Source organism: Streptomyces sp. bgisy027, assembly GCF_057710365.1.
In genome coordinates, this window is record NZ_JBYIVZ010000012.1 from 26,235 (window position 1) to 52,127 (window position 25,893).

A 25,893-nucleotide genomic window follows, 5' to 3' on the forward strand; every position below is an offset into this window, starting at 1 on the left:
TGCCCTGGAGAAAGAAGGACGTGCCGATCGTGGCTCAGAGCACCGAGACCACCGACTGGGTCTCCCGTTTCGCGGATGAGGTCATCGAGGAGTCGGAGCGTCGGGCCCCGGGCAAACCGGTCGTCGTCGCGTCCGGACTCTCCCCCTCCGGCCCCATCCATCTGGGCAACCTGCGCGAGGTCATGACCCCGCACCTGGTCGCCGACGAGATCCGGCGGCGCGGGCGCGACGTCCGGCACCTGATCTCCTGGGACGACTACGACCGCTACCGCAAGGTGCCGGCCGGCATCGCCGGCGTCGACGAGTCGTGGGCCCAGCACATCGGCAAGCCGCTGACCTCCGTGCCCGCGCCGCACGGGTCGTCGTACCCGAACTGGGCCGAGCACTTCAAGGCCGCGATGGTCGCCTCGCTCGCCGAGCTCGGCGTGGAGTTCGACGGGATCAGCCAGACCGCGCAGTACACCTCCGGCGTGTACCGCGAGCAGATCCTGCACGCCATGAAGCACCGCGGCGACATCGACGCCGTGCTCGCCCAGTACCGCACCAAGCCCAAGGGCGGCGCCAAGAAGTCGCAGAAGCCCCTCGACGAGGCCGAGCTGGAGGCCGCCGAGGGCTCCGGCGCGGCCGGCGAGGACGACGGCAGCTCCGGCTCCGCCGGGTACTTCCCGTACAAGCCCTACTGCGGCAACTGCGAGAAGGACCTCACCACCGTCACCTCCTACATCGACGACACCACCGAGCTGTCGTACACCTGCAACGAATGCGGCTTCTCCGAGACCGTCCGGCTGAACGAGTTCAACCGCGGCAAGCTGGTCTGGAAGGTCGACTGGCCCATGCGCTGGGCCTACGAAGGCGTCGTCTTCGAACCCAGCGGTGTCGACCACTCCTCGCCCGGCTCCAGCTTCCAGGTCGGCGGGCAGATCGTCGGGATCTTCGGCGGCAAGCAGCCCATCGGGCCGATGTACGCCTTCGTCGGCATCAGCGGCATGGCGAAGATGTCCTCCTCGCGCGGCGGGGTGCCCACCCCGGCCGACGCCCTGAAGATCATGGAGCCGCAGATCCTGCGCTGGCTCTACGCCCGCCGCCGGCCCAACCAGTCCTTCAAGATCGCCTTCGACCAGGAGATCCAGCGGCTCTACGACGAGTGGGACAAACTGGACGCCAAGGTCCAGGACGGCTCCGCGCTGCCCGCCGACATCGCCGCGCACTCCCGCGCCGTGCGCACCGCCGCGGGAGAGCTGCCGCGCACGGCACGCCCGATGCCGTACCGGACGCTCGCCTCCGTCGCCGACATCACCGCAGGACACCAGGACCAGGCGCTGCGCATCCTCTCCGAACTCGACCCGGAGAACCCCCTCGCAACCCTGGACGAGGCCCGCCCCCGGTACGACAGGGCCGAGGCGTGGATCAACACCCAGGTACCCGCCGACCAGCGGACCATCGTGCGCGAGGAGCCCGACGGCGAACTGCTGAAGTCCCTCGACGAGGACACCCGGCAGTCGCTGCGGCTGCTGCTCGACGGCCTCGCCGAGCACTGGTCGCTCGACGGGCTCACCCACCTCGTCTACGGCGTGCCCAAGGTGCAGGCCGGGTTCTCCGCCGACGCCACCCCCAAGGAACTGCCCGCCGAGATCAAGACCGCCCAGCGGACGTTCTTCGCCCTGCTCTACCACCTGCTGGTGAGCCGGGACACCGGACCACGACTGCCCACCCTGCTTCTCGCGGTCGGGCAGGAGCGAGTGCGGCGCCTGCTCGGCGAGTAGCAGCCGGCCAGACGGAGAAAGGGGCCCCCGAACCGTCGGGGGCCCCTTCCCATGCGCCTCGGGCGCCGTCCGTGTCAGGCGATGTGCTCGTCCGTCAGCTCCGCGTTCAGACGGTTGGAGAAGCGGTTCACCATCCGCTTGGACTCCGCCTCCTCCAGCGTGACGCCGTACGTCGCCTCGACGTCGGCGATGAACCCGCGCGGAGTCGGCGCGCCGTTCCCGCCCTTGATCGACTCACGGAACACCAGGTAGTAGTCCTCCTCGCCCGGCGCCGGCGCCGGGGTGCCGCCGCCCTCGCCCAGCTGACGGGTGCGGTTGGGCGTCACCGGGATCGGAAAGGTACCGGTGTCCTCCGGAGAGGGCTCCTGGACCGGGGGCTCCTCCACGTACTGGTCCTGGTACTGCTCCGCCTGGACCTGCTCCTGGTACCACTCCTCGTAGTGCTCCTGCGGGTCGTACGAAGCGTCGTAGCCGCCCTGGTACTCGACCTGGCGAGGCGTGTTGAACCAGTCCTGCACATACTCCTGCCGACCCGGCACCGGCGGCCCCGCCAGCTCGGGACGCTGCTCGCCCGAGGGCGCCGACCGCTGCTGCGGGACCGGTGCCGGAGCAGCGGCGGCCGGCGCGGGCGCCGACGCGGCCACCTCGGCCGCGGGCGCCACGCCCAGGACCTGCTGCCGAGCCGGCGGCAGCACCGCCGGCTCGATGCCCGCCGCGGCCAGGCCCGCCGGAGCCGTGTCCGCGAGCGGAACGCCGTAACGCGCCAGACGCAGCGGCATCAGCGACTCCACCGGCGCCTTGCGGCGCCACGCCCGGCCGAAGCGCGAACGCAGCCGGGCCTGATACACCAGGCGCTCCTGCTCCAGCTTGATGACCTGCTCGTAGGAGCGCAGCTCCCACAGCTTCATACGGCGCCACAGCAGGAACGTCGGCAACGGCGAGAGCAGCCAGCGCGTGAGGCGGACACCCTCCATGTGCTTGTCGGCCGTGATGTCCGCTATACGGCCGATCGCATGCCGGGCGGCCTCCACGGCCACCACGAACAGGATCGGGATCACCGCGTGCATGCCCACGCCCAGCGGATCCGGCCACGCCGCCGCCCCGTTGAACGCGATCGTCGCGGCCGTCAGCAGCCAGGCGGTCTGCCGCAGCAGCGGGAACGGTATCCGGATCCAGGTCAGCAGGAGGTCAAGGGCGAGCAGGACACAGATGCCCGCGTCGATGCCGATCGGGAACACATAACTGAAGTTCCCGAAGCCCTTCTGGATGGCCAGCTCGCGGACGGCTGCGTACGAACCGGCGAAGCCGATGCCGGCGATGATCACGGCGCCGAACACGACCACGCCGATGAGAACGCGGTGCATCCGAGTCAGCTGCGGTGGCCCGGCCACTCGTACTCCCCTCCCCTTGCGTGTTGTTGCGCGCAACAGAGTGGCACATCCGTACGGCGAACGTTCTCCCGGTACGGCACGAGCCCGGACCGTTATCGGACCGGGCCCGCCCAAAGGGCTTCGCTGAGCTGCGCGTTGTGACCCAACGCCATGCCGGGTGTGACGGTCAGCTCTTCTTCGCCGCTGACTTGGACGGGGAGCTGGACGCCGCCTTCTACGAGCTGCCGGACGCAGACTTCGAAGCCGACTTCGAGGGGGCGCTGCTCGGCGTGCCCGCACCGCCGCCGTCGTTGGCCTCGGCCACCGCGGCCACGGCCTCCTTGATCGCCTTCTGGGCGAGCTTGTTCAGGGTGTCCGCGCTCGGGGTCTTCTCACCGGCGAGACCGGCACCGTTGTAGTCCAGCGTCACCACGACGTTCTCGACCCGGGCCACGACCGTCTGCTGCTTGAAGGAACCCTCCTTCTTCTTCAGGTCGTAGCGCACCGCCGTCGCCTGGTCCCCCACCCCGGCGACCGGCTCCGACTTCAGGCTCTTCGCACCGGACACCGACTTCGCGTCCTGCACCTGCGTCTCGTAGTACCCCTGCGCCAGATCCTCGCCCGAGCCGCGCGTCACATCGGACTCGAAGCGCAGCAGGGACACATTGAGCCACCGGAACTGCGAGCCCTTCACACCGTTGTTGTCCAGGCTGCTCCAGGAGCAGGAGCCGCGCGTCGACGCATCGTCCGACGAGCCCTTCTTGCCGGACTTGGCCTCGGGAACCAGATCCTCGAGCGTCTTCTTCCCCAGCACCTTGCACGCGTCCGGGATCGACTTGTACACGGCCGCCTGCACCGTCGGCGACGGGCTCGCGGACGACGACGCCGAAGACTTCGTGCCGCTGTCGTCGGCGGCCTTGTCACCCGAACCGGAGTCCGAGGAGCAGCCCGCGGCGATCAGCATCACGGGGACTGCGGCCGCGCAGACAACGGCTCGGCGCAGGCCCCTCGCCCGCTGCTCGCGCTGGTCACGCCGGTCATGCTCGTCTCGCTTCACTGCTCGCTGCATGGTTCCTTCACTCATGACTGCCACTGTGGTTCCTGCGGTCGGATCGGGTCCGAGGGGCCACGGTACGCGGTGAAGAAGCTGTGCGGTCTCGTTTCGGTTACGTCGCACAAGGGGGTGGAGGAGTGAAGAACGGGCGCTAGTCCGACAGCGCGTCCGCCAGCCGGGCGGCCAGTTTCTGGGCCCTGTCCTGCATTTCCTCGCTGTCCGGGACCACGCCCACGGCCGCCGGCTGCTCCTCGTACTCGATGGTCACGATCACGTTGGACGTGCGGAACGCCACAGTCACCGTGCGCTGCCGAGCCGTCGAACCGGAACCGGCGAGCCGGTCGTCGAGGAACGCCTCGTCACCGAGGTCCTCCAGTACCCGGGGCTGGAGTTCGGCGGCGGCCGCGTCGTCGGTGGACGCGGACGAGGAGGGGGAGGCGCTGGATGAAACCGACGGTGACGCGGAGTTGGCCGCCGAGGAGGAGGGCGAGCCGCTCGGGCTGCCGCCGGCGTCGGCCGACGGATCGGTGCTCGCGGTGCCCTCGCCGCCCGCGGTGTCACTGTCCGAACTCGCCGGCTCGGGCAGGTCCGCCGCCTCCTGCTTGGTCGCGAAGAGCTGCTCGGCCTCGCTGTCGTCGCTGACCGCGGTGTCGTACGACACGACGCGCTCGAAGCCGACGAAGAGGTGGTCGGTGGCGTCGGCCGAATCCACCTTCCAACGACAGCCGATCTTGCGGTCGGTGTCGTAGGTGAGCGTCGGCGTGCCCTCGTACGCCTTCTCCTGCTGGTCGGCGTTCGTGAGCTCCTGGATGCCCGGCAGGAGCGAGTCGAGGGTGTCCTCGCCGACCACGCCACACGGCTCCGGGAGCGTGCGGTAGCGGCCGGGTTCGGCCGTCGCGGTCGCCGTGCCGGTGTCGCCCGGGTTGGAGTCGTCGGTCGCGCCGCCGCTGTCGGAGCTGCCGGTGCAGCCGGCCAGCAGTGCCGCGAGGAGGGCTGCGACGCCGGATACGTAGGCCTTCCGCTGCACGGTCAGGCTCCTCTCGACGGTGGCTGTGTGGTCGGTCCGCTGCCGGTCTCTCAGTGTCCCCGCTGGTTATTCGCTTGCCGCGCGGGGGCGCCCACTGGAGACAATGTGTATCGCACGCACCACCGTGGACGCCGGTCCGTTGTCCCTTTTCATCGACCCTGGCGCCGGTTTTGCGTTTTCAGACTTGTGTTTTGTTTCCGGGGGATTGAGGACGATATGTCGTACGTGGAGGTGCCGGGCGCGAAGGTTCCCATCCGTATGTGGGCCGACCCGGCGACGATCGAGGGCTCCGCACTCCAGCAGCTCCAGAACGTCGCGACCCTGCCGTGGATCAAGGGCCTCGCCGTGATGCCGGACGTGCATTACGGAAAGGGCGCGACGGTCGGGTCCGTCATCGCGATGCGCGGGGCCGTGTGCCCCGCGGCGGTCGGCGTGGACATCGGCTGCGGGATGTCGGCGGTGAAGACGTCCCTGACGGCGAACGACCTGCCGGGCGACCTGTCCCGGCTGCGGTCGAAGATCGAGCAGGCGATTCCGGTGGGGCGGGGGATGCACGACAGTCCTGTGGAGCCGGGGCGCTTCCATGGGTTGGCCACCGGAGGTTGGGACGACTTCTGGGAGAGGTTCGACCGGGTCGCTGACGCGGTCCACTTCCGCAAGGAGCGGGCGGCTACGCAAATGGGAACCCTTGGCCAGGGCAATCACTTTGTCGAAGTCTGCGTAGATTCAGACGATTCGGTCTGGCTCATGTTGCACTCCGGATCAAGGAACATCGGCAAGGAACTGGCCGAGCATCACATCGGTGTGGCCCAGAAGCTCCCGCACAACCAGGGCCTGGTCGATCGTGATCTCGCGGTCTTCGTGGCGGACACACCGCAGATGCAGGCGTACCGAAACGACTTGTTCTGGGCGCAGGAGTACGCCAAGTACAACCGCACGATCATGATGGCTCTCCTCAAGGACGTCATCCGCAAGGAGTTCAAGAAGGGGAAGCCGACCTTCGAGCCGGAGATTTCGTGTCACCACAATTATGTGGCCGAGGAGCGGTACGAGGGCATGGATCTGCTCGTGACTCGTAAGGGCGCGATCCGGGCCGGCTCCGGCGAGTACGGGATCATTCCGGGTTCGATGGGAACGGGCTCGTACATCGTGAAGGGTCTCGGTAACGAGCGGTCCTTCAACTCGGCGTCGCACGGCGCGGGTCGGCGCATGAGCCGCAATGCGGCCAAGCGGCGGTTCTCGACAAAGGATCTGGCGGAGCAGACCCGTGGCGTGGAGTGCCGTAAGGACTCCGGTGTCGTGGACGAGATCCCGGGCGCCTACAAGCCGATCGAGCAGGTCATCGATCAGCAGCGCGATCTGGTGCAGGTCGTGGCGAAGCTGAAGCAGGTCGTGTGTGTGAAGGGCTGACGGACGCCTGAGGCCCCCGGTCGCTATCGGGGGCCTCAGGCGCTTTTTCACTGGTTGCCGGGCATGGGTACTTGGCCGCTGCGGAGACGCCAAAGGCGAAGGCTGCAGCTCTGGACGGTTCTACCGAGTGCTTCGGCGGCCGAAGTCGGGCTGTTGTGCCTTAGCAAGATCCGGTCTTCGAATTCGCTCCAGCGGCGTGCCGTGTAGGCAGCCCTCATCGTCGCGGGGCGTGTCCAGTCAGCGAGGGCATCGGCAGCGGCGTACTTGCGCTGCAAGGAAAGGCAGCCGGGATAGTAGAGGTCGAGTGCCAGATCCTGAGCGGCCTCCATGGTGTAGAGAACGTTGTAGATGCCGTCCCGCGAATTGCGCTTGGTGGTCCGCTGGGCTCCCGTCACTTCCTTGGCGTAGCAGGACAAGTACTCCGCGATAGCGGTGCTGGCCGTCGTCAGGGAGACGAAGGGGAAGCCTCTGCTGGTGTAGCCGACCGAGCCGTCCGCGTCGATGACCCCGCGTAGGTAGTCGTGACGTGAGAACTCGCCGTTGGGCGGGGTGATCGTTCTCGACTTGCGGCCGTAGGGGAGGCCCAGTTCGTTGAGCCTGGTCCTGGCCTCCAGGGAACACAGGGTCCAGGCCGCCGAGTTGTGAGCCCTGGCGAAGTTCGTTGACCGAGTGCGCTCGGTGATGCTGGTGTAGTACGGCGTGAGCTTCTGAAACTTTCGCAGGAGTTCGACGTCGCGGGCGTTGATCTCGACGGATAACTTGCCCTTTTGCCCGACGCCCCTCTGTAGGTGCTCGTCCGCCTGTAGAAAGCCGAACATGTACGCGTACTCGGGGACCGTCAGGTCCATGAATTGGTGGACGCTAGGCTCGCAGTCAGCCATGAGGAAGTGATTCCTTCCTTGCTGGTCAGGCCCTCGGGCGGGATGCCGCCCGGCCGGGGGCCGTCGTTTTGATGTTGTGGCGCGAGCCTAGGTCGACTGTTCGGACTGCGGTCGGGTGATCGGTGAGGATCGCCCTTGTGAGTTAACTCGCCGCTCCGGGTTACTTGGGGGCGTGGGTCACCGCGTAGATCATCACGAAGGCCACGATGTGGATGCCGAAGAGGAAGTAGCCGAGCCACCACCACATCTGGCGTTCGTTGTGGGGGTCCTTGCGATCGTCCTGTGTCATGACAGCTCCCTGTGCACCTTCGTGTTGGACGCCTGGGCGCGGGGGCGGACGACGAGGAGGTCGATGTTGACGTGGCTGGGGCGGGTGACCGCCCAGGTGATGGTGTCGGCGACGTCGTCGGCGGTGAGGGGCTCGGCCACACCCTCGTAGACCTTCGCCGCCCTGGTCTCGTCGCCGCCGAAGCGGGTCAGCGCGAACTCGTCGGTCCTGACCATGCCGGGGGCGACCTCGATGACGCGGACCGGGCGGCCGACGATCTCCAGGCGGAGGGTCTCGGCGAGGACGTGGGCGCCGTGCTTGGCGGCGACGTAGCCACCGCCGCCCTCGTAGGTGCCGTGGCCGGCCGTGGAGGACAGGACGACCACCGTGCCGTCGCCGCTCGCCTCCAGCTTGGGCAGCAGGGCCTGGGTGAGGTTCAGGGTGCCGATGACGTTCGTCTCGTACATCGTGCGCCAGTCGGCGGGGTCGCCGGTCGCGACCGGGTCGGCGCCGAGCGCGCCGCCGGCGTTGTTGACGAGGACGCCGATGGTCTTGAAGGCCGTCGCGAACTCGTCCACCGCCGCGCGGTCGGTCACGTCGAGCTGGTACGCGGTCGCGGCGTGCCCGGCCGCGTTGATCTCCTCGGCCAGCGCCTCGATGCGGTCCTTGCGGCGGGCGGTGAGGACCACGCGGTAGCCGGCCGCGGCGAGCTGCCGTGCCGTGGCGGCTCCGATTCCGCTGCTCGCACCGGTGACGACGGCGATGCGGGAGGCGGCGGGCGGTGCGGCGGTGGGCATGGCTGCTCCTCGTGCGGGTCGATGCGGCCGGGGCCGGGCCTGTCCGGCCAGGATAGGCGCGCGGTGCGGTGGGACAATGAGACGGGTGATCCCTCGGGCAGGAGGTGGATCATGGGACAGGCACGTGAGGTCATGGACCGGCTCACCACGGCGATCACCACCGGGAACTCCGACGCCATCGCCGGTCTCTACGCGCAGGACGCGGTCGCGGTCACTCCGGACGGCGGGGAGCTGCACGGGCGCGACGACATCGCCGCGTACTGGCGGCAGATGACCGAGGCGGTGCCGGACGGCTCGTACGAGTCGGTGCACGCCTACGAGGTCGGCAACACGGCCATCGACGAGGGCGTCTTCACCGGCAGGAACACCGGGCCGATCCAGTTGCCGACGGGGGAGACGCTGCCCCCGACGCAGAAGGAGATCAGGATCCGCGGGGTGGACTTCGCCACGGTCGACGACGCCGGGCGGATCGTCGACTACCGGCTCTACTTCGACGAGATGGAGTTCCTGGGGCAGTTGGGGCTGCTGCCCGACGAGCCGTCCTGAGCCGGGACCGGCGGGAGGCGCCGGTCAGTTCCCTCGCGGCGCGTACATGATCACCGCCATGCCCGCGAGGCAGATCAGTGCGCCCGTGACGTCCCAGCGGTCCGGGCGGTAGCCGTCGGCGACCATCCCCCAGGCCAGCGAACCGGCGACGAAGACGCCTCCGTACGCGGCGAGGATCCGGCCGAAGTTCGCGTCGGGCTGGAGTGTGGCGATGAAGCCGTAGGCGCCGAGGGCCATGACGCCGGCGCCGATCCACAGCCAGCCGCGGTGTTCGCGCACGCCCTGCCAGACCAGCCACGCGCCGCCGATCTCGAAGAGCGCGGCGACGACGAACAGGGCGACGGAGCGGAGGATCAGCATGGCGACGAGCTTCGCATGCCGTCGCCGGGGACCCTCGGCCGTGTGTCACCTGTTGGACGGCGCCTGCCGGGCGCCGGGCGGGGGATACATCGCTACGACCACGTGGAGTTACGACCACGTGGAGTGAGGAGTGGCGGTATGCGGCGGATGCGGGTTGCTGCGGTGTGCGGCGCGGTCGTGGTGACGGCGATCGGCGGGGTGACTCCGGCCGCCGGGGCGGTGCGCGGTGCCGAGGCGGTGCGCGGGGTCGGGGCGGTGCGCGGTGCCGAGTCCGGGCTCGCCTATCACGGCTCCGCCGACATGGTCGGGGACCGGGTCGACGTACGGTTCACGCCGCACAATCACGGGCCGGGTGCGGTGCCGGGCTCCGTGGTGCGGATCCGCTGGTCGCAGCCGTTGGAGGAGGGGCAGGCGCTGCCCGTGGGGTGCGTGCCGGAGGGGGATCGGGCGGTGCGGTGCCGGGTCGGGCCGTTGGGTGCGCACGACTCGGGTGAGCGGATCGGCCTGCGGGTACGGCTGCGCGGGGCGCCGTCGGAGGTGCTGGTGGAGTTCGACCCGGTGGGCGCCGACGGGACGGTCGACGAGAGCCGGGCGGCGCAGCGGCAGCGCGTGCTGGTGCTGGACACGGGGGACACGTACTACTTCTGAGAGGTGTTGCTCCTTCTGGCAGGTGTTGCTTCCGACCTCGGCCCGCGCCCCCTGTACGGGCGCTCCTCCGGCTCCGGCGTCAGCCCTCGGGGGTCTCGGCGTCGTAGCGCTCGCGGGAGCGGTGCACCTCGTCGAAGTGGGTCTCCGCCCAGTTCTTCACCGCCAGCAGCAGCAGGGCCAGGTTCTGGCCGAGCGGGGTCAGTTCGTAGTCGACGCGGACCGGGACGGACGGGGTGACGGTGCGGGTGAGGAGGCCGTCGCGTTCGAGGGAGCGCAGGGTCTGGGTCAGCATCTTGGGACTGACGCCGGCGATCTTGCGGCCGAGGTCGCTGTAGCGCAGGGGGCCGGGGGCGAGGGCGGAGACGACGAGGCTGACCCACTTGTCGCTGATGCGGTCCAGGAGCTGGTTGGTCGGGCAGCTCTTGAGGAACGCGTCGTACTCGATCCGGGCCTGTTCGCGTCGCTGGGCCGCCGTCGTGGTCGCCATGGCTCACCTCTGGGGTACGTACGCACTCTCAGGTAACTACTTACCCAGAGATAGTAACTCTTCCTAGGGTTGTTCGCAGGTGGTCGGGAGAACGTCCCGTCCACACGCTGACGGACAACAGGAGAGTCGCTGTGCGTGCTGTAGTGGTGGATTCGGTCGGTGGGCCCGAGGTCGTGGAGGTCGTGGAGACGGGCGTACCGGAGCCCGGCGAGCGGCAGATACGGATCAAGGTCGCGGCGGCCGCGCTGAACCCCGTGGACGCGGGTGTGCGGGCCGGGGTCTTCGGAGGTCTTCAGGGGCGGACCGGGCTCGGCTGGGACGTCGCCGGGACGGTGGACGCGGTCGGCGGCGCCGGCCCCTGGAGCGTGGGTGACGAGGTGGTGGCCCTGCACTACGGCATGGTCAAGCCGCTCGGCACCCATGCCGAGTATGTCGTCGTGGACTCGGACGCCGTGGCCTCGGCGCCGGCGACCGCGGACGCCGTGCACGCGGCCTCGCTGCCGCTGAACGCGCTGACCGCCCTGCAGGCGCTGGATCGCCTTGAGCTGACGTCCGGGCAGTCGCTCCTGGTCACGGGTGCGGCGGGGGCGGTCGGTTCCTACGCCGTGGAGCTCGCCGCGCGGCGCGGGATCGAGGTCACCGCGCTGGCGCGGGAGGCCGACGAAGAGTTCGTGCGGTCGCTGGGTGCCGCCGGTTTCTCGGCGGGCGGGGCCGGGGTGGGGAGTTTCGACGCGGTGCTGGACGCGGCCGTCCTGGGCGAGCCCGCGCTGGAGTGGGTGCGGGACGGGGGTGCCTACATCGGCGTCATCCCGCATGCCGAGCCGGGGCCGGTGCGTGGGGTGCGGACGGGCGCGGTCGAGGTGAGCGCCGACGGTGCGCAGCTCGCCGGACTGGTCCGGCTGGTGGACGAGGGCGTGCTGACCCTGCGGGTGGCGGAGACCTACGCCCTGGACGACGCGGCGAAGGCGCACGCGCGGCTGGCGGAGGGTGGGATTCGGGGGCGGTTGGTGCTGGTGCCGTGACCGGGTGCCGGGAGGTGTCGTGGGTCGGGTGCGGCGGCGTTGTGGCCGGTCGCGCAGTTCCCCGCGCCCCTTGAGGGGGTGCCGCGGTGCGTGGTTGTTCGGGTGCGGCGGTGTTGTGGCTGGTTGCGCAGTTCCCCGCGCCCTTTGAGGGGGTGCCGCGGTGTGTGGTTGTTCGGGTGCGGCGGTGTTGTGGCTGGTTGCGCAGTTCCCCGCGCCCCTTGGGGGGGTGCCGGGAGGTGTCGTGGGTCGGGTGCGGCGGTGTTGTGGCCGGTCGCGCAGTTCCCCGCGCCCCTTGGGGCGTTGCTGCTCGGCGGTGTCGTCGAACAGGCCCGGCGGGGCTATCGGGGGTCTGTGCCCTGTGCGTACGCCGTCGGTGGTACCCCCACCGTCGTGGTGAAGTCCCTGACCAGGTGGGCCTGGTCGGCGTAGCCGAGGTCGGCTGCGAGGGTGGCCCAGTCGACGTCCGTGCGGGTGCCGGCGAGTTCCAGGGCCTCGTGGATGCGGTAGCGCAGGATGCACCACTTGGGGCTGACGCCGACGTAGGTCGAGAAGAGCCGTTGCAGCGCCCGGACCGACAGGCCCTGCGCCTGGGCGAAGTCGCCGACGCGCAGGACGGTGCGGTCGGCGCGGATGTGGCGGACGAGGCCGATCGCGAGATCGGCCTGGGGGTCGGGGGTGCGGGGGAGTGCGAGGAGGAAGGCGTCCAGGGCGGCCACCCGGGCGTGGTCGTCGGCCCCGGTGACGATCGTGCGGGTGGTCTCGGCCGAGACCCCCGGGAACACCTCGCCGGCGGGCAGTGCGCGGCCCGTCCAGCGGGACACCGGGGCCCCGGGGGCGTACGGGCGGAATCCGCCGGGCCGGAACTTCACCCCGCAGACCCGGCCCCGCCCGGTCAGCTTCCGGGTGTACATGCCGAGCGCGACGCCGGTGAGCTCGGCATACGGGGGACCTTCGTCCTTGTCCCACTGGAAGGTGAGGTTGACGGCCGGGTGCGGGACGAGGTGGGAGGCGTAGGGCTCGGGCAGGTCCCAGTCGATGAGCCAGTACCACTCGACGTACCGGCGCAGCGGCTCGGCGGGCTCGTGGCGGCGGAACCGCACGCGCCGCAGCAGCCCGGACGGGTCGACGATCCCGCGGGTGTCGTGGCGGGGTGCCTCCATGGCCGGATCGTACGTCGCGTTTCTTCAAGAAGGGCAGCCGCCGGAGTCCCTACCGTCGAGCCATGGACACGAATGGTGTGAAGACGTACGGCATCGGCGAGCTGCTGGTTATGGCGCGCGAGCGGGCGGTCGTGGTGGTGCGGGGCATCCCCGACGAGGCGCTCACCGCGCCCACGCCCTGCGCCGAGTACGACGTGAAGGCCCTGGTCAATCACCTGTACCAGGTGATCGTGCAGTTCCAGCGGCTGGCCGCGAAGGAGGCGTCGGAGTTCGGCGACAGCACCCCGGACCGGGTCGCCGGGGACGCCGAGTGGCGCGAGGGGCTCGTGCGGGAGGCGGACCGGCTGGTGGCGGCCTGGTCCGCGCCCGGCGCCGAGGAGGGGAGGACCGGTGGGATGGACATGCCCGCCCGGCTGGTCGGCTCGATGGCGCTGCTCGATCTGACCGTGCACGTGTGGGACCTGGCCCGGGCGACCGGCCAGGACCACCCCGGCGCCGACGAGCCGGTCGTGGTGGAGCTCACCGGCGCGGTGGACACGCTGGCGCCGACGGCCCGGAAGATGGGCGTCTTCGGGGAGCCGGCGCCGGAGCCGGCGGGCGCGTCTCCCTTCGAGCGCCTGCTCGCCCGGACCGGCCGGGACCCGCACTGGCGTTAGTCGCGGCGGGTCGGCGGGTCGGCGGGCGTCCGGACAGGTCGGCAGTGCTCTGTTCGGTTGCCATTCGTCCCGGCGGGCCGGGAATAGTCCTCGCCGGGTCTCCGTTCTCCGGGTATAGTTGAACCGTCAACAACCTGGAGGGTGAGCGACCATGCAGTTCGGGATCTTCAGCGTCGGCGACGTGACGCCGGACCCCACCACGGGCCGTACGCCGACCGAGCGCGATCGCATCAAGGCCATGGTCGCCATCGCGCTGAAGGCCGAGGAGGTCGGACTCGACGTCTTCGCGACCGGTGAGCACCACAATCCGCCGTTCGTGCCGTCGTCGCCGACGACGATGCTCGGCTACATCGCGGCGCGCACGGAGCGGCTGGTGCTGTCCACCTCCACCACGCTCATCACCACGAACGACCCGGTGAAGATCGCCGAGGACTTCGCGATGCTCCAGCACCTGGCCGACGGCCGGACGGACCTGATGATGGGCCGCGGCAACACCGGCCCGGTCTACCCCTGGTTCGGGCAGGACATCCGCCAGGGCATCAACCTCGCCATCGAGAACTACGCCCTGCTGCACCGGCTGTGGCGCGAGGACGTGGTGAACTGGGAGGGGAAGTTGCGCTCGCCGCTGCAGGGCTTCACCTCCACGCCCCGCCCGCTGGACGGCGTCGCGCCGTTCGTCTGGCACGGCTCCATCCGCTCCCCGGAGATCGCCGAGCAGGCCGCGTACTACGGCGACGGCTTCTTCCACAACAACATCTTCTGGCCGGCCGACCACACCAAGCGGATGGTCGAGCTGTACCGGTCCCGGTACGCCCACTACGGCCACGGCACGCCCGAGCAGGCGATCGTCGGGCTTGGCGGCCAGGTGTTCATGCGGAAGAACTCCCAGGACGCGATCCGCGAGTTCCGGCCCTACTTCGACGTCGCCCCGGTCTACGGGCACGGCCCGTCGCTGGAGGACTTCATGGACCAGACCCCGCTGACGGTCGGCTCCCCGCAGCAGGTGATCGAGAAGACGCTCGCCTTCCGCGACTACGCCGGTGACTACCAGCGCCAGCTGTTCCTGATGGACCACGCCGGGCTGCCGCTCAAGACCGTCCTGGAGCAGCTCGATCTGCTCGGCGAGGAGGTCGTGCCGGTGCTGCGCAAGGAGTTCGCCGCCGGGCGCCCGGCCGACGTCCCGGAGGCGCCGACCCACGCTTCCCTGCTGGCCAGGAAGGAGTCGGAAGAGGTGACCGTCGCATGAGGCTCGTAGTCGTGTCCGCGGGGCTGAGCGTCCCGTCCTCCACCCGGCTGCTGGGCGACCGGCTGGCGGCGGCGGCCGTACGGACCGCCGCGGAGCCGGTGGAGGTCGAGGTCGTCGAGCTGCGCGACCTCGCCGTGGAGATCGCGCACAACTTCACAGGCGGTTTCCCCGGCCGGCAGCTGGCCGCCGCGATCGACGCGGTGACCTCGGCCGACGGACTGATCGTCGTCACGCCGGTGTTCTCGGCGTCGTACAGCGGGCTGTTCAAGTCGTTCTTCGACGTGATCGAGAAGGACGCGCTGGCGGGTCTGCCGGTGCTGATCGCCGCGACCGGCGGCACGGCACGGCACTCCCTGGTCCTGGAGCACGCGCTGCGCCCCCTCTTCGCCCACCTGCGGGCCGTGGTCGTCCCGACCGGCGTGTACGCCGCCTCGGAGGACTGGGGCGCGCAGGGCCTGGACGGGCGCGTCGAGCGGGCGGCGGGGGAGCTGGTCGGGCTGACGTCCGGACGGCCCGCCCGGAGAAGGGCGGAGCCCGAGGTGGTGCCGTTCGCCGAACAGCTGGCGGCCCAGTCGGGCCCGGCCGGAGGCTGAGGCCGGGAGGCATGTCCCAGTCCGTCCGGCGTTTGAGGACGAGGCCGTCCAGGCCGCAACGGGGGTCCGGGGGCGGAGCCCCCGGAGGCGGCCCTGTGACGGTGAGATCCCAGTAAGAAGGGCAACCGCGGCGCACCCGAAACGGCCGAACCGCCACAGGCCTTGGCAGACTGAACGGGTGTCCCAGACTGTTCTCCTCGCCGAAGACGACCGCGCCATCCGCCACGCCCTGGAGCGCGCGCTGACCCTGGAGGGCTACCAGGTCACCGCGGTCGCCGACGGCGTGGAGGCGCTGGCGCAGGCCCACCGCACGCCGCCGGACGTGCTCGTGCTGGACGTGATGATGCCCGGCATAGACGGGCTCCAGGTCTGCCGGGTGCTGCGCGCCGAGGGCGACCGCACCCCGATCCTGATGCTGACGGCGCTCGTGGAGACCCAGGACCGCATCGCCGGCCTGGACGCGGGCGCCGACGACTATGTGGTCAAGCCCTTCGACGTGGAGGAGGTCTTCGCCCGGCTGCGCGCCCTGCTGCGCCGCACCAGCGAGGCCAACGGAGCCCCTGTCGACGCACCCCCGAAGCCGGCCCCCGAGCCCGTCGGCCGGCTGATCGAGGCGGCCGGGCTGCGGATGGACCCGCAGGCGCGCCGGGCCTGGCGGGGCGGGCGGGAGCTGGAGCTGACGCGGACCGAGTTCGAGCTGCTGGAGCTGCTCGTGCGCAACGCCGGCATCGTCCTCGACCACGCCACCATCTACGACCGCATCTGGGGCTACGACTTCGGCCCCGGCTCCAAGAACCTCGCCGTCTACGTCGGCTACCTGCGCCGCAAACTCGACGAGCCGGGCGCCCCGCAGCTGATCCACACGGTCCGCGGGGTGGGTTACGTGCTGCGGGAGGACTGAGTGGGCGGCCCCGCCCGCCGGCGGCTCGCCCGGCTCGTCGCCGCACGGCTGCTGACCGGACGCCGGCGTACCGGGCTCGTCTCGCTGCGCTCCACCTTCGCCGTGTCCTTCGCGGCCGTCACCGCCGTCGTCACCGTCCTGGTCGGCCTGCTGTCGTACACCGCCGCCGCCCGGCTGGTGCGGGTGGACCAGGAGTCCGTGTTCGACGAGGTCGTGCAGGACCTGCGCGGGGAGGTGACCCAGCGGCCGATGCTGCCGGACGACTTCTCCTCCTCCGCGCCCGGCCACGATCTCGTACGGCCCGCCCGTACCGATGTGCAGGTGCTGGGCCCGGACGGCGCCGTCGTCGACCCGGGGCGCCCGGGGCTGCCGGTGACGGCCTCCGACCGGCGGATCGCGGCCGACGGGACGGCCGGGCGCATGGTCCAGCACAAGGACGTCGACGTCGGCAGCGACGTCTACCGCGTGGCGACCGTGGCGCTCGGCGGCGGCCGGGGCGCGGTGCAGATCGCCCAGGAGTTCAGCGACACCGAGGACCTGCTGCGGGCGCTCCAGCAGCGGACGCTGCTGCTGATGGCGGCCGTGGTGGTCCTCGCGGGGCTCTTCGGCTGGTGGCTGGCCCGGCGCATCACCCGCCGGCTGGTCGTCCTGACCGACGCGGCCGAGGACGTCGCGCGCACCCGGCAGCTCGGCATCCAGGTGCCCGTCACCGGCTACGACGAGGTCGGCCGCCTCGGCCGGGCCTTCGACCGCATGCTGGGGCGGCTGGCCCAGTCGGAGGAGGACCAGCGGCGGCTGGTGCAGGACGCGGGCCACGAGCTGCGCACCCCGCTCACCTCGCTGCGCACCAACATCTCCCTGCTGCGCCGCATCGACGAGCTGCCGCCCGACACCCGTAACGAGCTGGTGGCCGACCTGGGCCAGGAGGCGCGCGAACTGACCGACCTGGTCAACGAGCTGGTCGATCTGGCGGCCGGGCAGTCCGACACCGAGCCGGCCCAGCGGGTGGACCTCGCCGACATCGCGGAGGACGTCGCCGGGCTCGCACGGCGGCGTACGGGACGGCGGATCCAGGTCCGGGCGTGCGGCGACACGACCACGCAGGGCCGGCCCGCGATGCTCCAGCGTGCGGTGACCAACCTCGTGGAGAACGCGGCGAAGTTCGACCGCGACGGCACCGCGCCCATCGAGATCAGCGTCGCCGGACCCGCACGGCCCGGCACGGTCCGCGTCGAGGTCCTGGACCGGGGACCCGGCATCGCCGAGGACGACCTGATCAGGGTCTTCGACCGCTTCTACCGCGCCGCCGCCGCCCGCTCCCTGCCCGGGTCGGGGCTGGGTCTGTCGATCGTGCGGGAGGTGGCGCTGGCGCACGGCGGGGCGCCGTTCGCGTTCCGCCGGGAGGGCGGCGGGACGGCGATCGGCTTCACGGTCGGCGGCTCCGGCTGACCCGGCGAGGGTCCGCGCTCTCTCGGATCTCCCCGTCATGGGCCACCATCTGATCGGGCGGGCCGTGCGCCCGGTGGCGAGGGGAGGGACGTCGTCGTGCTGAGTGACGTGGAGAACGCCGTACTGGCGGAGATCGACGAGGCCGGGATCGGGCGGACGCTGCTGGAGCTGATCTCCGTGCCGAGCGTGACCGGGAGCGCCGCCGAGTCCGAGCTCCAGCATCTGCTGGCCGGGCGGCTGGAGCGGCTCGGTCTCGACGTCGACCTGTGGTCCATGGACCTGGACGCGCTGCGCGCGGACCCGGAGTTCCCGGGGACGGAGGCCGAGCGCGAGGAGGCCTGGGGGCTGGCCGGGGTCACCGGGGACGGCGGTGACGGGCCCGCCTTCGTCCTGCAGGGCCATGTGGACGTCGTACCGCCCGGGGATCCGGAGGCCTGGGACGGCGACCCGTTCGTGCCCAGGGTCGTCGGGGACGTCGTGCACGGTCGCGGCGCCTGCGACATGAAGGCCGGGCTGACCGCCCACCTCGCCGCGCTCGCCGCGATACGGGCCGCCGGGGTACGGCTGCGCGGGCGGGTCGGGGTGCACTTCGTGGTCGGGGAGGAGGACGGCGGCCTCGGCGCCTTCGGCACGCTGCGCCGCGGCCACCGCGGCGACGTCTGCGTCATCACCGAGCCGACCGGCGGCGCCCTCGTCACCGCCAACGCCGGCGCGCTGACGTTCCGGATCGCCGTGCCCGGCAAGGCGGCCCACGGCAGCGCCCGCGACCAGGGCGTCAGCGCGATCGACGCCTATGTGCCGCTGCACGCGGCGCTGGCCCGGCTGGAGACCGAGCGCAACCGGGACGCCGACGCGCTGATGGCCGAGCACCCCGTCCCCTACGCCCTGTCGGTGGGTACCGTGCGCGCCGGGGACTGGGCGAGCAGCGTGCCCGATCTGCTTCTCGCCGAGGGGCGGCTCGGCGTACGGCTCGGCGAGGACCCGGCCCGGGCGCGGGCCGCCTTCGAGCGGTGCGTCGCCGAGGCGTGTGCCGCCGACCCGTGGCTGCGCGGGCATCCGGCGACGGTGACCTGGCCGGGCGGGCAGTTCGCCAGCGGCCGGCTGCCCGAGGGCCACCCCCTGCCGGCGCTGATACGCGGCGCCCACGCCGATGCCGGGGGAGCCGCGGACCCGCGCGAGTGCGGGGCGCCGTACGGCAGCGATCTGCGGCTGTACTCCGGGGCGGGGATCCCGACGCTGCAGTACGGGCCGGGCGACATCCGGGTGGCGCACAGCGCGCGGGAGAAGGTGTCGCTGGCCGAAGTGGCCGAGGTGGCGCGGACGTTGGCGGTGACGGTGCTGCGGACGGTCGGCGTCAGGTGAACGCGCGGGTGGCAAAAACGCCGCTCAGGATGTCGGCCAGCACCTCTTGCTGGTGCTCCGTCAGGAAGAAGTGGCCGCCCGGAAAGGTACGCAGGGCGAAGTCGCCGGTGGTCGCCTCGCGCCAGGCCGCCGCCTGCGCCACCGTGACACCGGGGTCCGTCTCGCCCGTGTGGACGGTCACCGGCGTGGTGATCCGCGCGCCGGGCGCCGGGCGGTAGGTCTCCATCAGGCGCAGGTCGGCGCGCAGGGAGGGCAGGACGACCTCCAGCAGGTCGGGGTCGTCGGCCAGCGTCTCGTACGCCCCGCCCAGGCCGCGCACGCCCGCGAGCATCGTGGCGTCGTCCTCGTGGTGCAGCGGGCGGCCGGTCCGCTCCGCGAAGGGGGTGGCCTGACCCGAGGCGAACAGCCGCAGCGGGGGTGTGCCGCGGTCCTCCAGGCGGCGCGTCACCTCGTAGCCGACGGTGGCTCCCATGCTGTGGCCGAACAGGGCGAACGGCGCCTCCAGCAGCGGGGCGAGGGCGTCGGCGACGGCGTCCGCGAGGGTGTCCATGTCCGTGACGCACGGCTCGGCCAGGCGGTCCTGGCGGCCCGGGTACTGGACGGCCACGGGCTCCACCTCCTCGGGCAGGTTCTGCGCCCAGTCGCGGAAGAATGCGGCGGTGCCACCGCCGTGCGGCAGACAGAACAGCCGCAGCCGGGGTGCGGCCGAGGGGCGGTAACGCTTTAGCCAGCGGGTGGAGTGGAGCACTTTTCAGACATCCTTTCCTCGCCCTTGGACAAGCCACGGTAACCGCCGATCGACATCTCCGGCGGGCATTCCAGAATATGGATCGATCTTGACTGCCCAGGCGGGCACGTGTCAGTGTCCCCAAGGAATATGAGTCGCACGGGGGAGCGAACGCCCGGTTTGGCCATGATCGGGTAGGGGTGACCTCGTATTCACGAACGGGGAACCAGCATGGCGGAGCTGAAGTTCCATTGGTGTTCACCGCTGGACAGTGGGCAGCAGAAAGCGACCGAAAAATACCGGTCCGGGGAGCTTGACTTCGACGGGATCGTCGACTTCGCGCGGGAGGCCGAGCAACTCGGCGTCGACTCCCTGCTCATGGGCATCAGCTACCACATGCCCGACCCGCTTCCGATGATCGGCGCCCTGGTGCGCGAGACGGAACGCGTCAAGTTCATTCTCGCCTATCGTCCGGGCCTTTTAGGTCCGACGCTCTTCACCCAGGTCGTGAACACCATTTCCTGGATGTCGGACGGCCGGATATCGCTGAATCTGGTGGCCGGAATTTCCCCCGCCGAGCAGGCGTACTACGGCGACTTCCTGGCTCACGACGACCGCTATGCCCGCTCGAACGAGTTCCTGAGCGTCCTGCACCGCTTCTGGGAGGGCGAGAATCCGCTTTCTCACCGGGGCGCGCACTATCGCATCGAAGAAGCCCAGCTCGGACTGGGATACAAAGGCGGCGGCCGGCCCACGATCTACATCAGCGGCGCCTCCGCCCCCGCGCAGAAGACCGCCGTCGACTTCGGCGACTGCTGGCTGCGCTACGGAGACACCCCGGAGGGCATCGCGCGGGCCACCGCCCCCGTGCTCGCCAACGGCTGCCGGGCCGGCATCCGCATGCACGTCCTGGCCCGCCCGACCCGCGAGGAGGCGCTGACCGACCTCGCCGAGATGATGCGGGACCCCGACGAGGACCACCGCGCCTGGGTCAGCAGCTTCGTCGCCGCCTCCGACTCCGAGGCGGTGAAGAACTCCTTCCGCCTGGCCGAGAAGGCCCAGGACGACTGGCTGTCCCCCTACCTCTACTCCGGCGCCGTCGCCTACCGCGGCGGCCCCGCGCTCTGCGTCGTCGGCAGCTACCAGGAGGTCGCGGCCTACCTGTACGAGTACAAGGCCGCCGGCGTCAGCGAGTTCATCTTCTCCGGCTGGCCCACCCGCGACGAGATGCGGATCTTCTACACCCACGTACTGCCGCTGATCCGCGAGCACGAGCGCACCGCCGGACCGGCATGACGGCGCGGGTGGAGAGCCTGCACCGGGGGCTGTTCGGCACCGGCGTGCTGCTCGGGCTCATCGCGGAGCAAGTGGTGCTGTTCGCCGTGCCGTTGCTCATCTTCCAGGACACCGGCGACGTCTCGACGCTCGGCTTCGCGTTCGCCCTGGAATGGCTTCCCGGGCTGCTGGCCTACCCCTTCGCGGGACTGATCGCCGACCGGGACGGCGGCGCCCGGCTGTTCTCCCGGGTCTCGATCGGCCGTGCCGCCGTCCTCGGCCTCGTCGTCGTGATCGTCGTGGCCGAGCCGGGCTGGACCACGGCCGCCCTGATGGCCAACGGCGCACTGCTGTCGATCCTCGCGGCACCCGTGCGGATGTCGGTCGAGAAGATGGTCCCGCAGGTGGCCCGCGGCGAGAAACTGGCGACCACGCAGTCCCTGGTGCAGAACATGGAACTGCTGGCGATGGCCCTCGGACCCGCCCTCGCCGCCGTCGCCGTACTGGTCCTCGGCAAGGTGTGGCTGCTCGCCCTCGCCGCCGGCGTCTTCCTGGTCGCCGCCGCCTGCTGGCTCCCGCTGCCCCGGCAGAAGTGGCAGCCCGGCAACGGCGGCGGCGCCCGCGAGATCCTCGGCGAACTCGGGCTCGGCTGGAGACTGCTGATCCGCAACCGCCCCGTCCGGCTGCTGGCCGTGCTCAACTTCGCCATCAACCTGGTCTTCGCCACCGTGCTCAGCGCCAACGCCGCCCTGGTCACCGGGGTGTTCGGCGCCTCCGAGTCGTCCTACGGCCTGCTCAACACCTTCGTCGGCATCGTGGGCCTTGGAAACCTGCTGGTCATCCCGCTGCTGCTGCGCAAGCTCGATGTGCACGTCCTCGGCGTCATCGGGTTCACCTCGCTGTGCGCGGCCCTGCTGGTCGCCGGCACCGCGTCCTCGTTCGCCGTCTACGGCACCGCCTTCGTCGCGGGGATGACCGGAGTGGCGTACTACAACGTCTTCAACCGCACCCAGCGGATCAAGGTCATCCCGCAGGAGCACCTGGGCAAGGTCATGGGCCCCTTCTACCTGCTCAACCTGCTCTCCTACCCGATGGCCGGGCTCCTGGTCGGCACCGCCGGCGAGGCGATCGAGCCCCAGGACCTGGTGACCGGGCTCGCCGTGCTGCTCAGCGTCTTCGGGGCCGTCCTGCTGCCGCTGGTGATGCGCAGCTTCCGCCAGGTGCTCACCCCGCGGGACACGGGCTCCCCGGACGTTCCCCAGACAACAGAGGTGCACTGATGCATATCGTCCTGGTCAATCGCTGGCCCCGCTTCTCGGACGGGATCCGCTGGGACAACGAGCTCACGCGGTACGAGGAGTTCATCGACCACGACAAGCACCGGGTGAGCTACGTCGTCGACGCGCTCGGCGCCGAGGGCGTGCTCGTCGACCCCGCCCGCATCGCGCACTACGTGCAGGTCGAGGACGTCAACGACTACGACGCGCTGCGCTCGGCGGTCCAGGAGGTCACCGAGAAGGCCGGGCCCGTCGACCAGCTCATCGCGCTGTCCGAGTTCACGCTGGAGATCGCCGCCCGGGTGCGGGTCGCGCTCGGCATCCCCGGGCCCACTCCCGAGCAGGTGGCCGTGTACCGGGACAAGGTCCGCATGAAGGAGGTGCTGGCCGAGGCGGGGGTACGGGTACCGCGCTTCGCGCCCTGCGCCGACCTGGAGAGCTGCGTGGCCTTCGCCGGCTCCACCGGCTACCCGGTGATCCTCAAGCCCGTCGACGGGGCCGCGAGCATCGGCGTCCACCGCGTCGACGACGAGGCCGCGCTGCGGGAGCTCGTGCCCACGCTCGACCTGACCCGGTACGAGATCGAGGAGTTCGTCACCGGAGTCATCCACCACGTGGACGGCTTCGCCGACGCGCGCTGCCAGGTCCCCTTCCAGGTCGCGTCCGTGTACGTCAACGACTGCCTCGCCTTCGGCTCCGGCTCGCCGCTCGGCTCGGTGGTGCTGCGCGAGAGCGAACTGCGCACCCGCATCGAGGACTTCACCCGCGAGTGCATCGCCGTCCTCGGGATGTACGACACCCCCTTCCACCTGGAGCTGTTCGTCACCGGCAGCGGGGAGTTGGTCTTCCTGGAGGTGGGCGGCCGGGTCGGCGGCAGCGAGGTGCCGCACCTGGTGAACAAGCTCTTCGGGGTCAACCTGTACGAGGCGTGGCTGCGCGCCCTGTCCGGCGAGAGCGTCGACCTGCCGCCCAAGTCGGGCGACCCGAGCGGCGGCTGGCTCGTGCTGCCCAAGCCGGACGGGCTGCCGCTGCGGGTGCGCAGGGCGTCCCCGATGAAGGAACGTTTCGAGACGATCTGGCGCGAACTCGTGCCCCGGCCGGGGCAGGTCCTGGAACCGGGCGGCAGCTACGACGCCCTGCACAGCGGCCGGTTCATCCTGCTCCACGAGGACCAGCAGCGCGTCACGGACGACATCCACCGCATCATCGAGACCTTCGAGTTCGAGGTGGAGCAGCCATGAGCCGGGCCGGCCGGTGAACGCCCCTCACGCGAGGGGCGCCCACCGGTGGCTCACGTGACGATCATGACCGTCGCCGCGGTGACCCCGACGACGACGATCACGACACGCAACGCCATCGCCGGCAGCTTGCGGCCCACCTTGGCCCCGAGCAGACCGCCGACCGTCGAACCGGCCGCGATCACCGCGGCGGCCGCCCAGTCGACGTCGGCGACCGCCACGAACACCACCGCCGCGGCACCGTTGACGACGGCGGCCAGCACGTTCTTCGCCGCGTTCAGCCGCTGGAGGTCGTCCCGCAGAAAGCTCCCGAACAGGCCCATGAGCAACACCCCCTGGGCCGCGCCGAAGTAGCCGCCGTACACGCCGGTGCCCAGCACCCCGCACCACAGCGGGACCCCGCCGTCCGCGCCGCCGCGCTCCGGGCGCTTCCTCAGCCAGGCGTTCAGCCGGGGCTGGAGCAGCACCAGCGCGCACGCGGCGAGGATCAGCACCGGCACCACGGTGTCGAAGGCGGCGGAGTCCAGCTGGAGCAGCAGCAGGGCTCCGGTCAGGCCACCGATCAGGGACGCGACGCCGAACCGCAGCAGCCGGCGCCGCTGCCCGCGCAGCTCACGGCGGTAGCCGTAGGCGGCGCTGAGCACCCCCGGGACGAGCCCGATGTTGTTGGTCACGTTGGCCAGAACCGGCGGAAAACCGCAGGCCACCAGAGTCGGAAAGGTGATGAGCGTGCCGGACCCCACCACCGCGTTGATGGCGCCCGCGGCCACGCTCGCGGCCCCGATGGCGACGGCTTCCACGAAGTTCAACGAGTCACCTTCCGGAGATCAGCTCGTCGACGACGGGACCGTCGGGCGTGTGCCGGGTCGCGATGCGCTGCTTGTGGGGATCGCCGTCGAGAATCAGGTCCACGACACCCGACTGTCCCATGCCGGTCATGGAGCGCGTGGTCCGGGCCGCCAGAACGCGCAGCTGGGCCAGCGGGAGCCCGCTGAACCGCTCCAGCTCGGCGACCAGGTCCGCCTCGTCGCCGGTCGGGTCCGCGTCGGAGGTGAGGAGCGCGACCATGGCGTCCACCCGCTCCAGCAGCTCGGGCTGTTCGGCCCTGACGTAGCCGGCCAGACCGGCGCCGCCGTCGGTGAAGGGCGAGTGGACCATGCAGACCAGCTGCTCCTCGGTGATCGCGAAGCAGTCCTGTGCGTAGGTGTCCATGCCGGCGCGCATCCGCTCGACGGCGCCCTCGCCCTCGTACCGGGAACCGATCAGCTCGATCAGCTGGTCAGGGAACTCCTTCTTCCGCATCAGCTGCTTGCCGAACCTCACGTACTCGTCCAGGCCCTCCTCGTAGGAACGGCCGTAGACGCGCTCGCACTTCAGGCCGCGGATGTGGGCCATCAGCGCCGGGTTGCCGCAGTCGGACTCGGAGAAGCTGAAGGCGAGTTCGTCGAAGCGGAAGCCGAGGAAGTCCGTCAGCAGGTCCCAGTGGTCGCCGGAGGCGTAGGCGGTGTCGTCGTAGATCGAGAAGAAACGCAGCTGGTCGGGGGTGTCGTGGTGGACCCGGCGCTCGTGGATCAGGTTCTTGGCCCCGGCCCCGTAGATGTCGCCGAAGTAGGCGCGCCCGATGTTGTCCGTGGCCTTGAGGACGCCGCGGAAGCCGGCCCGGTCCTGTCCCTCGGGGGCGACGCCCATCTTCTCGGCGAGGCGGTGGATCCAGACCAGGTAGGTGCGCTGCTCGTAGGGGGAGTCGCCGGTGATGATGACGTCCACGCCGCCGTCGTACGAGGCGCCGAGGCCGAAGGCGTGGGCCGCGCTCAGGTTGCAGGCGTTGCAGAAGGTGGGGCGGCCGTCGCCGAGGGTGCGGTGGCCGGTGACCAGGATGTCGAGGCGGTTGCGGGCTATGACGTGGTCGCGCTGCGGCAGGTCGACGTGGAATGGCGAGATTTCGTCCCCGTCGACGAGCAGTTGCTCGCAGTCGGGGTCGGCCTCCAGCCGGAGTGCCGCATAGGTGCGGTCGATGTTGTGCATGACGGCGACCGGCATTCCGGCGTGCCGCATGGTGACCACACGCAGCCGGAACGTCTCACCCGCCTCCTCCAGCAGCCGCAGCTGCATGGCCCGCACGAACGCGGTGGTGTACGCGCTGTCCTTGCCGCCGCCGTAGGCGACCATGACGACCCGCTCCGGGAGCGGGCCCAGTTCCTCCAGCTGGGCGCGGAGTTTGGGGACGCAGCGCTCCACCTCGTCCCAGTGGCCCGAGGACATCCAGTGCCGCAGCTCCTTCAGGGTCGTCCTGCGCAGCTCGGCGACGTCCCGCGGGGCCGGCCGGCCGGGCCCGGTCGTTTCGGTGGTCTGGGTGGACAATGTCGGATCCCCTCA

26 protein-coding genes are annotated in these 25,893 nt (G+C 70.8%); 14 read left to right on the forward strand and 12 right to left on the reverse strand.

The window, feature by feature from the left end:
- Positions 1-20 precede the first annotated feature (20 nt).
- Positions 21-1,763 carry a lysine--tRNA ligase gene (gene lysS, locus AC3ETA_RS14460; protein WP_432193285.1) on the forward strand — a complete coding sequence of 581 codons (1,743 nt, stop codon included), beginning with the start codon at positions 21-23 and terminating at the stop codon, positions 1,761-1,763.
- 74 nt (positions 1,764-1,837) lie between these two features.
- Here lysS and AC3ETA_RS14465 read toward each other — a convergent pair whose 3' ends face one another.
- From AC3ETA_RS14465 to AC3ETA_RS14475, 3 genes are all read right to left on the reverse strand, one after another.
- The gene (locus AC3ETA_RS14465) at positions 1,838-3,154 is read right to left on the reverse strand and encodes a DUF2637 domain-containing protein (protein WP_432193286.1); all 1,317 of its coding nucleotides are present in this window, start codon (positions 3,152-3,154) and stop codon (positions 1,838-1,840) included.
- A gap of 214 nt (positions 3,155-3,368) precedes the next feature.
- Complete coding sequence (locus AC3ETA_RS14470) at positions 3,369-4,217, reverse strand: DUF3558 family protein (protein WP_432193287.1); 849 nt, start codon at positions 4,215-4,217, stop codon at positions 3,369-3,371.
- A gap of 121 nt (positions 4,218-4,338) precedes the next feature.
- On the reverse strand, positions 4,339-5,214 hold the full coding sequence (locus tag AC3ETA_RS14475) for a DUF3558 domain-containing protein (protein ID WP_432193288.1): 876 nt from the start codon (positions 5,212-5,214) through the stop codon (positions 4,339-4,341).
- Between the two features lie 216 nt (positions 5,215-5,430).
- Here AC3ETA_RS14475 and AC3ETA_RS14480 point away from each other — a divergent pair, with 216 nt between their 5' ends.
- On the forward strand, positions 5,431-6,624 hold the full coding sequence (locus tag AC3ETA_RS14480; RefSeq protein WP_432193423.1) for an RtcB family protein: 1,194 nt from the start codon (positions 5,431-5,433) through the stop codon (positions 6,622-6,624).
- Between the two features lie 47 nt (positions 6,625-6,671).
- Here the strand turns inward: AC3ETA_RS14480 and AC3ETA_RS14485 are convergent, their stop codons facing one another.
- The 3 genes from AC3ETA_RS14485 to AC3ETA_RS14495 all read right to left on the reverse strand — a co-directional run bounded on the left by AC3ETA_RS14485 (position 6,672) and on the right by AC3ETA_RS14495 (position 8,570).
- Positions 6,672-7,505 (reverse strand): LAGLIDADG family homing endonuclease, encoded by an 834-nt coding sequence (locus AC3ETA_RS14485; RefSeq protein WP_432193289.1) that lies wholly within the window; start codon positions 7,503-7,505, stop codon positions 6,672-6,674.
- A gap of 160 nt (positions 7,506-7,665) precedes the next feature.
- The gene (locus tag AC3ETA_RS14490; protein ID WP_432193290.1) at positions 7,666-7,794 is read right to left on the reverse strand and encodes a hypothetical protein; all 129 of its coding nucleotides are present in this window, start codon (positions 7,792-7,794) and stop codon (positions 7,666-7,668) included.
- Positions 7,791-8,570 (reverse strand): SDR family NAD(P)-dependent oxidoreductase, encoded by a 780-nt coding sequence (locus AC3ETA_RS14495; protein WP_432193291.1) that lies wholly within the window; start codon positions 8,568-8,570, stop codon positions 7,791-7,793. The genes AC3ETA_RS14490 and AC3ETA_RS14495 overlap by 4 nt, the downstream gene beginning before the upstream one ends.
- 111 nt (positions 8,571-8,681) lie before the next feature.
- Between AC3ETA_RS14495 and AC3ETA_RS14500 the strand changes: the two genes are divergently transcribed.
- On the forward strand, positions 8,682-9,116 hold the full coding sequence (locus tag AC3ETA_RS14500) for an ester cyclase (protein ID WP_432193292.1): 435 nt from the start codon (positions 8,682-8,684) through the stop codon (positions 9,114-9,116).
- A 24-nt stretch (positions 9,117-9,140) separates the two neighbouring features.
- Here AC3ETA_RS14500 and AC3ETA_RS14505 read toward each other — a convergent pair whose 3' ends face one another.
- A complete protein-coding gene (locus tag AC3ETA_RS14505; protein WP_093746886.1) occupies positions 9,141-9,476 on the reverse strand; it encodes a YnfA family protein in 336 nt (111 codons plus the stop codon).
- A 138-nt stretch (positions 9,477-9,614) separates the two neighbouring features.
- Between AC3ETA_RS14505 and AC3ETA_RS14510 the strand changes: the two genes are divergently transcribed.
- A complete protein-coding gene (locus tag AC3ETA_RS14510) occupies positions 9,615-10,124 on the forward strand; it encodes a hypothetical protein (RefSeq protein WP_432193293.1) in 510 nt (169 codons plus the stop codon).
- A 79-nt stretch (positions 10,125-10,203) separates the two neighbouring features.
- On the opposite strand, the gene AC3ETA_RS14515 is transcribed toward AC3ETA_RS14510, so the two are convergent.
- Complete coding sequence (locus AC3ETA_RS14515; RefSeq protein WP_432193294.1) at positions 10,204-10,611, reverse strand: winged helix-turn-helix transcriptional regulator; 408 nt, start codon at positions 10,609-10,611, stop codon at positions 10,204-10,206.
- 131 nt (positions 10,612-10,742) lie between these two features.
- Here AC3ETA_RS14515 and AC3ETA_RS14520 point away from each other — a divergent pair, with 131 nt between their 5' ends.
- Positions 10,743-11,633 (forward strand): NADP-dependent oxidoreductase, encoded by an 891-nt coding sequence (locus tag AC3ETA_RS14520; RefSeq protein ID WP_432193295.1) that lies wholly within the window; start codon positions 10,743-10,745, stop codon positions 11,631-11,633.
- A 338-nt stretch (positions 11,634-11,971) separates the two neighbouring features.
- On the opposite strand, the gene AC3ETA_RS14525 is transcribed toward AC3ETA_RS14520, so the two are convergent.
- Positions 11,972-12,793: a DUF6597 domain-containing transcriptional factor gene (locus AC3ETA_RS14525; protein ID WP_432193296.1), complete on the reverse strand. Its 822-nt coding sequence runs from the start codon at positions 12,791-12,793 to the stop codon at positions 11,972-11,974.
- 62 nt (positions 12,794-12,855) lie between these two features.
- Between AC3ETA_RS14525 and AC3ETA_RS14530 the strand changes: the two genes are divergently transcribed.
- The 6 genes from AC3ETA_RS14530 to AC3ETA_RS14555 all read left to right on the forward strand — a co-directional run bounded on the left by AC3ETA_RS14530 (position 12,856) and on the right by AC3ETA_RS14555 (position 19,000).
- Complete coding sequence (locus AC3ETA_RS14530) at positions 12,856-13,449, forward strand: TIGR03086 family metal-binding protein (RefSeq protein ID WP_432193297.1); 594 nt, start codon at positions 12,856-12,858, stop codon at positions 13,447-13,449.
- 151 nt (positions 13,450-13,600) lie between these two features.
- Entirely contained in the window at positions 13,601-14,695 is a 1,095-nt protein-coding gene (locus tag AC3ETA_RS14535; protein WP_432193298.1) for an LLM class flavin-dependent oxidoreductase, read from the forward strand.
- Complete coding sequence (locus tag AC3ETA_RS14540) at positions 14,692-15,288, forward strand: CE1759 family FMN reductase (protein WP_432193299.1); 597 nt, start codon at positions 14,692-14,694, stop codon at positions 15,286-15,288. The genes AC3ETA_RS14535 and AC3ETA_RS14540 overlap by 4 nt, the downstream gene beginning before the upstream one ends.
- Before the next feature lie 178 nt (positions 15,289-15,466).
- Positions 15,467-16,189: a response regulator transcription factor gene (locus AC3ETA_RS14545; RefSeq protein ID WP_432193300.1), complete on the forward strand. Its 723-nt coding sequence runs from the start codon at positions 15,467-15,469 to the stop codon at positions 16,187-16,189.
- Positions 16,190-17,638 (forward strand): sensor histidine kinase, encoded by a 1,449-nt coding sequence (locus AC3ETA_RS14550; RefSeq protein ID WP_432193301.1) that lies wholly within the window; start codon positions 16,190-16,192, stop codon positions 17,636-17,638. It abuts the gene before it with no gap.
- A gap of 96 nt (positions 17,639-17,734) precedes the next feature.
- Entirely contained in the window at positions 17,735-19,000 is a 1,266-nt protein-coding gene (locus AC3ETA_RS14555) for an ArgE/DapE family deacylase (RefSeq protein ID WP_432193302.1), read from the forward strand.
- On the opposite strand, the gene AC3ETA_RS14560 is transcribed toward AC3ETA_RS14555, so the two are convergent.
- Complete coding sequence (locus AC3ETA_RS14560) at positions 18,993-19,748, reverse strand: thioesterase II family protein (RefSeq protein WP_432193303.1); 756 nt, start codon at positions 19,746-19,748, stop codon at positions 18,993-18,995. The genes AC3ETA_RS14555 and AC3ETA_RS14560 overlap by 8 nt on opposite strands.
- A 210-nt stretch (positions 19,749-19,958) precedes the next feature.
- On the opposite strand from AC3ETA_RS14560, the gene AC3ETA_RS14565 reads away from it, so the two are divergent.
- From AC3ETA_RS14565 to AC3ETA_RS14575, 3 genes are read left to right on the forward strand one after another with little or no spacing between them, the layout of a single operon-like run.
- On the forward strand, positions 19,959-21,023 hold the full coding sequence (locus AC3ETA_RS14565) for an LLM class flavin-dependent oxidoreductase (RefSeq protein ID WP_432193304.1): 1,065 nt from the start codon (positions 19,959-19,961) through the stop codon (positions 21,021-21,023).
- Positions 21,020-22,282: an MFS transporter gene (locus AC3ETA_RS14570; protein WP_432193305.1), complete on the forward strand. Its 1,263-nt coding sequence runs from the start codon at positions 21,020-21,022 to the stop codon at positions 22,280-22,282. Before AC3ETA_RS14565 ends, AC3ETA_RS14570 begins: the two co-directional genes overlap by 4 nt.
- Positions 22,282-23,520, forward strand: a complete 1,239-nt coding sequence (locus AC3ETA_RS14575) for an ATP-grasp domain-containing protein (RefSeq protein ID WP_432193306.1) — start codon at positions 22,282-22,284, stop codon at positions 23,518-23,520. The genes AC3ETA_RS14570 and AC3ETA_RS14575 overlap by 1 nt, the downstream gene beginning before the upstream one ends.
- A gap of 50 nt (positions 23,521-23,570) precedes the next feature.
- Here the strand turns inward: AC3ETA_RS14575 and AC3ETA_RS14580 are convergent, their stop codons facing one another.
- The gene (locus AC3ETA_RS14580; RefSeq protein WP_432193307.1) at positions 23,571-24,326 is read right to left on the reverse strand and encodes a sulfite exporter TauE/SafE family protein; all 756 of its coding nucleotides are present in this window, start codon (positions 24,324-24,326) and stop codon (positions 23,571-23,573) included.
- Between the two features lie 4 nt (positions 24,327-24,330).
- Positions 24,331-25,878, reverse strand: a complete 1,548-nt coding sequence (locus AC3ETA_RS14585; RefSeq protein WP_432193308.1) for a PqqD family protein — start codon at positions 25,876-25,878, stop codon at positions 24,331-24,333.
- Between the last annotated feature and the right edge of the window lie 15 nt (positions 25,879-25,893).

Excerpts from the sequence above, each read along its gene's own strand:
- AC3ETA_RS14470 (WP_432193287.1), bottom strand. The coding sequence starts at position 4,217 with ATGAGTGAAGGAACCATGCAGCGAGCAGTGAAGCGAGACGAGCATGAC.
- AC3ETA_RS14480 (WP_432193423.1), top strand. The coding sequence starts at position 5,431 with ATGTCGTACGTGGAGGTGCCGGGCGCGAAGGTTCCCATCCGTATGTGG.
- AC3ETA_RS14485 (WP_432193289.1), bottom strand. The coding sequence starts at position 7,505 with ATGGCTGACTGCGAGCCTAGCGTCCACCAATTCATGGACCTGACGGTC.
- AC3ETA_RS14490 (WP_432193290.1), bottom strand. The coding sequence starts at position 7,794 with ATGACACAGGACGATCGCAAGGACCCCCACAACGAACGCCAGATGTGG.
- AC3ETA_RS14495 (WP_432193291.1), bottom strand. The coding sequence starts at position 8,570 with ATGCCCACCGCCGCACCGCCCGCCGCCTCCCGCATCGCCGTCGTCACC.
- AC3ETA_RS14500 (WP_432193292.1), top strand. The coding sequence starts at position 8,682 with ATGGGACAGGCACGTGAGGTCATGGACCGGCTCACCACGGCGATCACC.
- AC3ETA_RS14505 (WP_093746886.1), bottom strand. The coding sequence starts at position 9,476 with ATGCTGATCCTCCGCTCCGTCGCCCTGTTCGTCGTCGCCGCGCTCTTC.
- AC3ETA_RS14510 (WP_432193293.1), top strand. The coding sequence starts at position 9,615 with ATGCGGCGGATGCGGGTTGCTGCGGTGTGCGGCGCGGTCGTGGTGACG.
- AC3ETA_RS14515 (WP_432193294.1), bottom strand. The coding sequence starts at position 10,611 with ATGGCGACCACGACGGCGGCCCAGCGACGCGAACAGGCCCGGATCGAG.
- AC3ETA_RS14525 (WP_432193296.1), bottom strand. The coding sequence starts at position 12,793 with ATGGAGGCACCCCGCCACGACACCCGCGGGATCGTCGACCCGTCCGGG.
- AC3ETA_RS14530 (WP_432193297.1), top strand. The coding sequence starts at position 12,856 with ATGGACACGAATGGTGTGAAGACGTACGGCATCGGCGAGCTGCTGGTT.
- AC3ETA_RS14535 (WP_432193298.1), top strand. The coding sequence starts at position 13,601 with ATGCAGTTCGGGATCTTCAGCGTCGGCGACGTGACGCCGGACCCCACC.
- AC3ETA_RS14540 (WP_432193299.1), top strand. The coding sequence starts at position 14,692 with ATGAGGCTCGTAGTCGTGTCCGCGGGGCTGAGCGTCCCGTCCTCCACC.
- AC3ETA_RS14565 (WP_432193304.1), top strand. The coding sequence starts at position 19,959 with ATGGCGGAGCTGAAGTTCCATTGGTGTTCACCGCTGGACAGTGGGCAG.
- AC3ETA_RS14570 (WP_432193305.1), top strand. The coding sequence starts at position 21,020 with ATGACGGCGCGGGTGGAGAGCCTGCACCGGGGGCTGTTCGGCACCGGC.
- AC3ETA_RS14575 (WP_432193306.1), top strand. The coding sequence starts at position 22,282 with ATGCATATCGTCCTGGTCAATCGCTGGCCCCGCTTCTCGGACGGGATC.